Origin of the sequence: Leptothoe sp. PORK10 BA2, assembly GCF_034932105.1 — a bacterium.
In the GTDB taxonomy this organism is placed as follows: domain Bacteria; phylum Cyanobacteriota; class Cyanobacteriia; order Phormidesmidales; family Phormidesmidaceae; genus Leptothoe.
In genome coordinates this window covers 1-9,152 of sequence record NZ_JAYGIG010000076.1, presented here as the reverse complement: position 1 = coordinate 9,152, position 9,152 = coordinate 1, and the positions used below count along the sequence as shown (strand labels likewise).

General features: G+C 49.3%; 14 protein-coding genes. 5 read left to right on the top strand and 9 right to left on the bottom strand.

Features of this window, described 5'->3' with window-relative positions; all coding sequences use genetic code 11:
- Positions 1–165: 165 nt before the first annotated feature.
- Positions 166–1,134, bottom strand: a complete 969-nt coding sequence (locus VB741_RS13880) for an NAD(P)-dependent alcohol dehydrogenase (RefSeq protein WP_323365778.1) — start codon at positions 1,132–1,134, stop codon at positions 166–168.
- 197 nt (positions 1,135–1,331) lie between these two features.
- On the opposite strand from VB741_RS13880, the gene VB741_RS13875 reads away from it, so the two are divergent.
- Positions 1,332–1,994 (top strand): TetR/AcrR family transcriptional regulator, encoded by a 663-nt coding sequence (locus VB741_RS13875; protein ID WP_323365777.1) that lies wholly within the window; start codon positions 1,332–1,334, stop codon positions 1,992–1,994.
- Between the two features lie 63 nt (positions 1,995–2,057).
- On the opposite strand, the gene VB741_RS13870 is transcribed toward VB741_RS13875, so the two are convergent.
- Complete coding sequence (locus tag VB741_RS13870; protein ID WP_323365776.1) at positions 2,058–2,303, bottom strand: hypothetical protein; 246 nt, start codon at positions 2,301–2,303, stop codon at positions 2,058–2,060.
- 111 nt (positions 2,304–2,414) lie between these two features.
- Here VB741_RS13870 and VB741_RS13865 point away from each other — a divergent pair.
- Positions 2,415–3,541, top strand: a protein-coding gene (locus VB741_RS13865) for an IS3 family transposase (RefSeq protein WP_323365775.1) whose coding sequence is annotated in 2 segments (ribosomal slippage) — positions 2,415–2,688 and positions 2,688–3,541 — 1,128 coding nt in all. Because the reading frame shifts where the segments join, the coding sequence is not laid out codon by codon here.
- Positions 3,542–3,618: 77 nt separating this feature from the next.
- Here the strand turns inward: VB741_RS13865 and VB741_RS13860 are convergent.
- The 3 genes from VB741_RS13860 to VB741_RS13850 form a co-directional block, all read right to left on the bottom strand.
- Positions 3,619–4,152, bottom strand: a complete 534-nt coding sequence (locus tag VB741_RS13860; protein ID WP_323365779.1) for an IS630 family transposase — start codon at positions 4,150–4,152, stop codon at positions 3,619–3,621.
- Between the two features lie 38 nt (positions 4,153–4,190).
- On the bottom strand, positions 4,191–4,634 hold the full coding sequence (locus VB741_RS13855) for a helix-turn-helix domain-containing protein (RefSeq protein ID WP_323365774.1): 444 nt from the start codon (positions 4,632–4,634) through the stop codon (positions 4,191–4,193).
- 196 nt (positions 4,635–4,830) lie between these two features.
- Complete coding sequence (locus tag VB741_RS13850) at positions 4,831–5,364, bottom strand: CHRD domain-containing protein (protein ID WP_323365773.1); 534 nt, start codon at positions 5,362–5,364, stop codon at positions 4,831–4,833.
- Positions 5,365–5,736: 372 nt separating this feature from the next.
- Between VB741_RS13850 and VB741_RS13845 the strand changes: the two genes are divergently transcribed.
- Positions 5,737–5,979: a hypothetical protein gene (locus VB741_RS13845; protein WP_323365772.1), complete on the top strand. Its 243-nt coding sequence runs from the start codon at positions 5,737–5,739 to the stop codon at positions 5,977–5,979.
- 128 nt (positions 5,980–6,107) lie between these two features.
- Positions 6,108–6,263, top strand: a complete 156-nt coding sequence (locus tag VB741_RS13840; RefSeq protein ID WP_442786361.1) for an IS3 family transposase — start codon at positions 6,108–6,110, stop codon at positions 6,261–6,263.
- A gap of 153 nt (positions 6,264–6,416) precedes the next feature.
- Here VB741_RS13840 and VB741_RS13835 read toward each other — a convergent pair whose 3' ends face one another.
- From VB741_RS13835 to VB741_RS13825, 3 genes are all read right to left on the bottom strand, one after another.
- Positions 6,417–6,824: a RidA family protein gene (locus tag VB741_RS13835; RefSeq protein WP_323365771.1), complete on the bottom strand. Its 408-nt coding sequence runs from the start codon at positions 6,822–6,824 to the stop codon at positions 6,417–6,419.
- A 127-nt stretch (positions 6,825–6,951) separates the two neighbouring features.
- Positions 6,952–7,464, bottom strand: a complete 513-nt coding sequence (locus tag VB741_RS13830; RefSeq protein ID WP_323365770.1) for a DUF1993 domain-containing protein — start codon at positions 7,462–7,464, stop codon at positions 6,952–6,954.
- A 148-nt stretch (positions 7,465–7,612) separates the two neighbouring features.
- Positions 7,613–7,804 (bottom strand): CPBP family intramembrane glutamic endopeptidase, encoded by a 192-nt coding sequence (locus tag VB741_RS13825; protein ID WP_323365769.1) that lies wholly within the window; start codon positions 7,802–7,804, stop codon positions 7,613–7,615.
- A 76-nt stretch (positions 7,805–7,880) separates the two neighbouring features.
- Here VB741_RS13825 and VB741_RS13820 point away from each other — a divergent pair, with 76 nt between their 5' ends.
- Positions 7,881–8,627: an SIMPL domain-containing protein gene (locus VB741_RS13820; RefSeq protein WP_323365768.1), complete on the top strand. Its 747-nt coding sequence runs from the start codon at positions 7,881–7,883 to the stop codon at positions 8,625–8,627.
- Positions 8,628–8,697: 70 nt separating this feature from the next.
- Here VB741_RS13820 and VB741_RS13815 read toward each other — a convergent pair whose 3' ends face one another.
- A complete protein-coding gene (locus VB741_RS13815; protein ID WP_323365767.1) occupies positions 8,698–8,886 on the bottom strand; it encodes a hypothetical protein in 189 nt (62 codons plus the stop codon).
- Positions 8,887–9,152: the final 266 nt, after the last annotated feature.

Here is a 9,152-nt window from a genome sequence, read left to right as displayed (position 1 = left end):
TCCCTGCTGTGAAGTTAGGAATTTTGGAGGCAGGGATATCTTGGTCGCAGTTATTTTCTATTCGATATGCTGTCTAGCCCACTGAAGCCAAGTGTTTCAAGGCACCCAGTCGACGGAACCAGTGCCACCGGCAATAACGTGCGTCTAAATTTTCAAACGCACTGTTCAAACGCGAATCACAACTTTGCCGACCACCTGCCGCTGCTCAAGTCGGCGAATGGCGGTGGGGACTTCTGCTAAGCTGTAAAGCCGGTCAATCAATGGAATGATTTTATCTGCCTCAATCAGATCTCTCAGCGTGGCTAAATCTGTTGAATTGGGTTTTACCATGACAGATTTTACGGTGCGATTACTCATCTTAGAAATCACTGCCCCGAAAATCATCACCTGGAATAGTCGGGGGATCGCACCCCCCACCAAAACGTAGATGCCTCGTGGTTTCAACATCGGCAAATAGTCAAACACCGACCGATAGGCAGCCACATCAACTACTAAGTCATAGACCCCTTTCTGGGTGAAATCTATTTGTGTATAGTCCATCACTTTATCCGCACCGAGCGAGCGAATGCGATCTACTTTGGCGCTGCCGCATACAGCCGTCACGTCAGCTCCAAAAGCTTTGGCCAACTGCACCGCATAGGAGCCCACCCCACCCGATGCACCGATAATTAACACCCGTTGCACCGGCTGCACCTCGCCCACATCACGCAGTGCTTGCAAAGCCGTCAGCGCCGCGCCCGGAACCGCCGCCGCTTCTTCAAAGGTGAGATTATTGGGCTTTAGGCTCAAAGCGTTTTCTGTGGCACCCACATATTCGGCAAATGCACCAAACCCACACTCTGACATATCGCCAAAGACTTCATCTCCAACCTGAAAGCTCGTGACATGTTTGCCGACGGCTTCTACCGTACCGGCAATATCGAACCCAATTGTCTTTATTTTGGGCTGCCATAGCCCACCGAACATCAGCCGAGTGAGAAAGGGAGATCCTCTCATTAAATGCCAGTCGCCCGCGTTGATCGATGCAGCCTGAACCTTCACCAAGACAGTATCATCCTCAACCACCGGGCGGGCTACTTCCGTGACGCTTAAGACTTCTGGTGAACCGTATTTTTCTTGGGTGATTGCCTTCATTTGAACGCCTGAACTGAACGCCTGAACAATAGAGTGTGTTCGACAAAAAATCATCACGCTGACAAAAACTTACAGTGCATGCTTACGTTGTAAACTTAGTATAGACTTACAGTGTATGTAATAATCAGAGAAGGACAACAAAACTTTTCAATTGGGCTGATTTGTTGACGCTTTGCAGATGATCGTGAAAAACAAGGATGGCCAATAAACCCAGTTCAAAGAAGTTAGAACGCATTCCCTTAAGCAGAGAGCGAATATTGCAGTGTGCGCTCCGCTTAGCCGATGAAGACGGGCTTGAGTCACTCTCTATGCGAAAGCTTGCTCAGGCACTGGGCGTGAAGGCCATGTCTTTATATAACCACGTCACTAATAGAGATGACGTGATCGATTGCATGGTCGATTGCATAGTGAGTGAAATAGAGGTGCCAAAGCTCGATGCTGACTGGAAGGAGGCTATGCGACGACGGGCCATCAGCGCCCATAAGGTGCTGCTGCGCCATCCCTGGGCGACGATGCCGCTGGTATCGCGAGTAAATGTAGGGCCTGCCATGCTGCAATATACCGATTCAACCCTGGGGTGTCTACGAGCAGCGGGTTTTTCGTATGAAATGGCCGATCATGTGCAAAATGCCATCGACAGCCATATTTATGGGTTTACACTTCAAGCGTTGAACTTTCCCTTTGAGCCTGCAGACTATGCAGAGATGGCCGCACAGTTTCTGCCACAGATTCCTGAGAGTCAGTATCCTCATATCAACCAGCTGGCACAACAGGTCATACGCGGGGATTATGATGGTCTTCACAGGTTTGCGTTTGGGCTGGATCTCATTCTCGATAGCTTAGATCGGCTCGAAAAATGATCTTGTTTGGCGCGACGATTTTTGGCAGCCGAACCAATCGCAGGGTGGTGCTTTCTACAAAATTTAGTTGCTGAGCAGTTCAGCAGGGCCAGAATGGTAGCGTGAGGATTGTTCGCCATAGGGCGTGCCAAATGGGCTGAAGCTTTGATCGAGATTGCTCTGGAGATAAGCGACTGCAATGATTTTGCCGTTGCGATTGAGAACGCCCCAGGAGCTTGGCAGCGTGTTGTTGAGGATTGCGCCTTGGAGGGGTTCTGTGATGGTTGGGAGTTGGTTGGAGAATAGCTTTGCGATCGCATCTGCTTCCACCTTACTGGGAAACGTTGCGTAAAGTTGTGGGGTCAGCAGCGTTTGTAGTGACCCCCAAAATTAGGACAGCTCTGAGAGAGCGTCAGCTAGAGTCCATAGGGGGAGAGGCATATGGCGAGTAAACAAAGAAATTACAGTAGCGAATTCAAGGCAAACGTGGTGCTTGAGATCGTCAGTGGCCAGCGTAGCGTGAGCGAAGCAAGTCGAGCTCATAAAGTGCATGCCTCGGTGATCAATCGTTGGCGCAATGAATTTCTCAAACAGGCCCATTTAGCGTTTGGAGGCAAAGGTGGAGGAAATGATTCAGCCGAGCGAATCGCGGAATTAGAACGGATGGTGGGTCGGCTAACGATGGCGTTATCGGTGGCAAAAAAAGCTTCAGACAGGTGGAATCTGAGCGGAAACGAGCCATGATTGAGCCGTTGAAAACTGAGTATCCGATCCAGGTCATCTGTGATGTGATTGGCTACAGTCGAAGCCGCTACTACTATCGACCAACATCAGCCAACGAATCGCAAGCAGCGGATCTCAAAAAAGCGATCATTGATGTCGCCGGTCGCTATCCCACCTATGGCTACAGGCGTATTACCAAACAGTTGCAGCGAGAGGGGTGGGATGTCAATCACAAACGTATTAGCCGATTGATGAAAGAACTCGGTCTACTCGCCAAGCGACGAATACGACGGAAACGAACGACGAACAGTGTCCACGGCTATAAGCGGTATCCCAACCTAGTCAAAGGGCTGGTCGTCGAGCGTCCAGAGCAGGTATGGGTTGGCGACATCACGTATATCCGATTAAAGGAGGAATTTGTCTATTTAGCCGTGTTAATGGATGTCTTTACCCGAAGTATTCGAGGCTGGCACTTGGATAGAACGATGGAGAAACATCTGACGATAACAGCATTAGAGAAAGGGCTGAACCAGTATGTTCCAGAGATTCATCATTCAGATCAAGGCGTGCAATATGCGGCCAATGCGTATGTTCAGATGTTGGAGGAGAATGAGATAGCGATTAGTATGGCAGGTGTGGGCAAAGCCTATGAGAATGGCTTTGCTGAACGACTGATGAGAACAATTAAAGAAGAAGAGGTTGACTTGTCGGACTATCGCAACTTTAATGAAGTGTATGAGAGAATAGAAGAGTTTTTAGATGAGGTGTATATGAAGAAGAGAATTCACTCGTCTTTGGGCTATTTGACACCCAGCGAATTTGAAGCAAAGTGGAGGGCAGAATAGTCAAGTGTCTCAGATTGATACATACGAGTCCAGACTCACTATCATCTGATTTGACTGTCCAAAATTAGGGGTTCACTTCATAGTGTTTCGATATCACCCATGCGTCTGCCGTCAACGCACTGCCGAGTCATTGCGCTCAGTTCATTCTCGGCCACATTCAACCAACTGCCGTGTTTTGGGGTGTAACAAAATTCGATACGTCGCACGAGCGGGCTCGCCCGCTCCGGCTCAAACGTTTCGTAGAAAGCCCCTTTGGTATGGGTATTGAGATTATCGCAAGTGAGCACCACCCTTGGGCAATGGGCATAACGACCTTCCATTAAAAACGCGACTTCAGTAGCCCAATCCATCTTCGTGCGGCGTTGACGCACCGTCGCTTGTCGCCAGCCCACCAGCGGTTCCGTAACCATAAAAATACTCGCTGTCCCCGCTCGCTCGTATTCATAGTCCACGCGTTTGGGATGCTTAGCCGTGGCCTTGATCGGTTGCCGGGTCTCTGTGTGCAACTGCACCGGCTGTTCGTCCATACAAATGACCGGACAGTCAGGGTTGTACGGACGAGCGTAGACATCAAGGACTGCTTCCATCTGCGCGACAAACTCGCCATCCACATTAGGCGGTATGACCCAGTACGCTATCTTGCGGTTGGTCACACCGTTTTTTTCAGCGTCTGACGCACGGTTTCGTGACTCACTGATTCGACCATACCGAGTTCCACTACTTTGCGCGCCAGGAGCCGCAACGACCAGTTGGCATAGCCTTTTGGCGCTTCACCTAACCGCATCGCAATCACTTGGGCTTCTTGCTCCCCGTCTAGCAACTTGGCTGTCGGTGGGGCGGGGCGCTTGAGGCCGTTGAGGGCCGCTGCAAAGCCTTGGGTCACGAGTCGTTTGCGGATGTTTTCGACGGTCTGAGAGCGGCAGCAAAACGCTTCTGCAATCCGCGCGTCGGTCCAGCTTGAGTCCTCTGCATCTGCTTTTAACAAAATTTGAGCCCGGCGAACTTTCTGGCTGCTACCTTTGAGCTGCTTGATCACCCCTCGTAATGCATTGCGTTCTACTTCGCTGAGGCGGACAATGTATTTTTTTGGCATAGAAACAACTGCTTTTTCCTATCCGACGCTACTCACCTCAACATTGTTGCCTTCCCTCATTCTTAGTCTTGACGCTGCACTAGGTGGGGAATCAGGGACCAGAAGTCAGAAGCCAGTGAGGCCCTGATTCCCGACTCCTGACTTCTGAATACTCTCCTTGAGAAAACGTCCTGCTTTGAGTTGGTACCCGCTTTGTTTAGTGAGAATGACTTGGACCGCTTAGTTGACCCCGAATTGCCCCATTGGGAAACTCGGGATTGTGAACATTAACATAGAAATCTTCAGGATTTTCCAGGATTCGTTGCACAATGCCAGTCTCACCGGTCGGAAACTTGCCCTCTTCACCCTCCGTTAGACAATCCCCTGCATCGCCATCCTCTGGACCAGCCAATACGGCCACAACCGGACCATTCTCATCCATCGCCCCCTCATGAATATGAGCTGCCATGCCTTCGCCCACTGGCACCAGCTGAATACCTGAGACTTCAATCGCATAGCATAGGGTTGTTGCATCGCCGTCTATGCCAAACACATAGGCTTCTCCCATCCCTTCTCCATCGCCCACCTGCTGGGTCAGACCGCCGTCACTGGTAATCTCCGCACTACCGTCTAGCACGGTACTCAGTACAGTATTGGTATGCCCCGCATAGGCATTTTGGGAAAGCGTGATCCCAACTCCCAAAATCAGAGCACCCAGAGGAAAACGAACATTGCAAAGCATATTTTTCATAGCTTGAATCGTCCTAAATCACTAAGTTGTGAACAGCGGTAGGACAATCGAGACCGTGGCTTCAACACCACTCAATTGCATCCTACCTACATGTCTAGTACGCGCAATCATGTCATTTGGATTCATGCAAATATATTGAGCAACACTCCTTTGTTCGGTGTGGTTCAAAAACCACCGATTTTAGGTAACACTCGCAGCACAAAATAGGCCCATCATCGGCGATGGTCTATCCAGCTTTTTGCATCAGTTTCTACGCTCTTTGGAACCGCTCAAAGCCCAGCAACATCGCCAGTGTGGGTGGGCTTCAACTGTGAGTAATTGCTTCTAACTTTTGCCCGTGCGCTCCGGCACTTGCGATCGCATAAAACAGCGGTGATTAAGAAAAAACTGAAGCAGGCTCAGATGGTCGTCACCGAGGCTGCGATTGAGGCGAACAATGAGCAGATTCGCCAATTGACGGGTATTTTGCAGATTGCCGTTCGGGAACTTGAATCGGTTCAGAAGGAATCAGAAAGCAGAGTTCAGATCCTGATTAACGAGTCCCGCGAAAAAAATCGGCAGCACGCTGAATTTCGTAGAGCTTTCAGGGGCTTCAGAGAGCCGTTCATATCCTAGTTCAGCAACGCCAGAATTCTGTCAGCATCTTGATCGTAACTGTCAGCTATGTTCCGCAACGTTGTAGTGACCTTCCCCCAAAAAAGTGAACATTTCCGATGAGTCGTAAAGCAGGATAATGTTCAAAGATTTTCTCTGATCAGGCTGAGGCTAAAACCGTAATCGCTGAATGGATTGAGGTTTTCTATAATCGACAACGAATTCATTCAACCATTGGATTTCTATCCCCTGTTCAATTTGAGGATAAATACTGGCTCTCTCTAAAACAGCCCATCGCAGCTTAAGTTTACTGTCTACTACTTCGGGGGAAGATCAGTGTGACAATCTAAAGGGCGGAATATGGGTTGAAGAGGATGACATTGTCTATTACAGCCATTTAAACGCGCCTCTTTTCCCTCTTGCTAATATTCTCAGGCTTCATCTCCTGAAAGCAGCAATTAGTCAGGAAGCCTGACAACCAACTCCATCTCGACTTGTAGGTTGGGCGCAGCAAGAGCCTCGACACCAACACCGGTAACACAGGGTTGAGCCCCCTCAAAAGTAGCTAGAAACGGTGGCATAACTTCTTCTAATCTTTCAGGGGTGAGATTGGTCATGTAAATGCGTGCAATCACAACATCGTGTGGTGCAGCCCCAATTGCATCCAGCGCAGCCTTTGTGTTGATCGAGACAATACTCATTTGCTCAGGCAAGCTTTCAGGCACTGCCTCACCATTTGGCCGCCACGCGACTTGGCCAGATATATAAGCCATACGGCCTGGTTCGACTATCGATATCTGGGAATACCCCATTTCGCCAGCATTCGGCAATGCCGGCGGATTAAGGCGAATGATTGAATTTGTCATGTTTTCTCCGAAGCTAAATTTTTCATAGAGAGACCAGGGAGCCTAACAGCTCAAATCAGCAGTAGCAGGAAAACTTGAACTCAGTACCAGATCTCTCAAATGCCCGCTGCATCTGAATAGTTAGGCTTCATCCCTGTTTAAGGAACGGCACTAGATGCATCATATAATCTCGCTTTCCAATAGGTACACCAGCCATGCGAAGAATGTCGTAAGCAGTAACCATATGAAAGTAGAAGTTTGGCATTAAGAAATCATTCACATATTCGCTACCAGACATCTCGATGTAGAGCTCCGGACCAAGATCGATGCGGGTAGTCTTACTCAACTTTTCGTCTTCGGTGTCAATATCCGAGAGCAGTCCCTTAGTATTTGTTATATGCTCGTATGCTAGCACCAGAGACGGCACTTCCGGATCTAAATTGTCCATTGGTTTGCCGTCACACCACAGAGCAAAGTTGCGTGGTTGATTGCAAGTAAAAGCGACTTGTGTACCCAATGGCAACATATCAGCCGCAATGCGCTCCTGCAGGAAAGATTCACTCCCATTGAAATGTGTTTGAGCTGAATTTAAGAGGTGCTCAAGCGTTGTTAGGCGGCTTTCGAAGATGGTTTTGATCGACTCTATATTCTGACTTGACATCTTAGTGATCTCCCGAAACCTATTTCAACGTCGATGCCCTCTTCGTCAATAGAGTCTCGCAACCAAGGACGACAGGTTTCAGCATCGACCAAATCAATTTTCAACTCGTTGCTATATTCGGCCATTTCAGCTACTGCATCGTAACAGATTATGGCAGTCCATGCATGACACTTTGTTGCAGCACTTTCTCGCTGTAAGCTTGGCGGTCGAACACCTGAAGCACCACAGGTTCAAAATGGGCTAAGTCATAGGTGTCGTAGTCAGGATCAAATATCCAATGAATAAAAATACTGGCCCAGAGCGACCTACTGCGGAGATACGCGGCCTCAATCGGGGTCATTGGTTACAGAAATTGTAACATTTTCAACTGTTTCAATTCCCTATGCCACAGTAGAGAAACGTTACGAGGAGTACAGATGTTACCCATAAAATCGATTAGCCTCAAGCCTTTTTTAGCTCCCTTATTGGGCGGGGCCATGCTCACCATGAGTGTATTGTCAATCACGATGGCCCCGGCAGCTTGGGCCAATGAGGATCCTTTGCTAAGAGTCATTACCGTCACGGGCCAAGGCAGTGAATCTATCCCGACGACCTTAACCCAAGTCGAATTAGGTGTTGAAGTGCAAGGAGCCACTGCCGAAGAGGTGCAGCGTCAGGTTGCCGAACGTTCAGCGCAGGTGATGGAGGTTTTGCGATCGCAAAATGTCCAAAAACTCCAAACCACCGGCGTGCGCCTGAACCCCCAATATAGCTACGACAGCAGCCCCCAACAACTCACCGGCTATATAGGGGCCAATACCGTCAGCTTTAGAATTCCCACCAACAATGCAGGCACCGTGATCGACGATGCCATTGCCGCCGGGGCCAACCAAGTCTATGGCCTGAGTTTTGTCGCAGAAGAAAGCGCCCTCACCAACGCTCGGCAAGTTGCACTTAAAGAAGCCACCGCCGATGCCCAACAGCAGGCCAACACGGTTTTATCGACCCTCAATTTAACTCCCCAAGAGATTGTGACCATCCAAATCAACGGCGCTAACTCACCCCCGATTTATCTCGGAGAGCAACGCTTCGCCGAGGCTGCTGGCGAAGCCGCCGCATCGACCCCGGTCGTCGGTGGAGAACAAACTGTGGATGCAACCGTTACCCTACAAATTCGGTATTAAACCGATTTCTTCCCTGGTGGGTGAGCTCGAAGCCCCAACTCTCTTTTATTCCCAATGTTTAAGACTCCTGTTAAACATTGGCTACATCCAGACCCGTAGTTTGCGCTAGGGGAAAACTCAAAAGAGCGATCACCCCGATCGATAGAGCGTTTAGGGTGATCGCTCTTTCTGCGATCACCCCCCATGACCCTCCCTCTAAATGACCCAGGTTGCGATCGCGTCTACTCTGCCGCTTGGCACCGGTCCGCTGCCCGACCATCAAATTGCTTATCCAATTCAAGAATATGTCCAGTTGCGGGGAAAGACTCATTTCCATTAAGTTTTCCTGTCTTCGTCTCCGTAATCTTAAATCCCTCGCTTAGATAAAGATGTAAGGCTGGATCATTACCACTCAGTACGTAAGCGTCCGTCATATTAGTCTCTTAAGCAGCAGGCAATAGTCTGTCGGCAGGTGGAGTTGACACCAACAATTTGGCTTGAGGTAGCAACGAAGGAACCTGCTGACCTGTTCGTTTGGCTAAAAAG

Bases quoted from the DNA above. Each gene is read 5' to 3' on its own strand.
- VB741_RS13880 (WP_323365778.1), bottom strand. From the start codon at position 1,134: ATGAAGGCAATCACCCAAGAAAAATACGGTTCACCAGAAGTCTTAAGC.
- VB741_RS13875 (WP_323365777.1), top strand. From the start codon at position 1,332: ATGGCCAATAAACCCAGTTCAAAGAAGTTAGAACGCATTCCCTTAAGC.
- VB741_RS13855 (WP_323365774.1), bottom strand. From the start codon at position 4,634: ATGCCAAAAAAATACATTGTCCGCCTCAGCGAAGTAGAACGCAATGCA.
- VB741_RS13850 (WP_323365773.1), bottom strand. From the start codon at position 5,364: ATGAAAAATATGCTTTGCAATGTTCGTTTTCCTCTGGGTGCTCTGATT.
- VB741_RS13835 (WP_323365771.1), bottom strand. From the start codon at position 6,824: ATGACAAATTCAATCATTCGCCTTAATCCGCCGGCATTGCCGAATGCT.
- VB741_RS13830 (WP_323365770.1), bottom strand. From the start codon at position 7,464: ATGTCAAGTCAGAATATAGAGTCGATCAAAACCATCTTCGAAAGCCGC.
- VB741_RS13825 (WP_323365769.1), bottom strand. From the start codon at position 7,804: ATGACCCCGATTGAGGCCGCGTATCTCCGCAGTAGGTCGCTCTGGGCC.
- VB741_RS13820 (WP_323365768.1), top strand. From the start codon at position 7,881: ATGTTACCCATAAAATCGATTAGCCTCAAGCCTTTTTTAGCTCCCTTA.
- VB741_RS13815 (WP_323365767.1), bottom strand. From the start codon at position 8,886: ATGGTCGGGCAGCGGACCGGTGCCAAGCGGCAGAGTAGACGCGATCGC.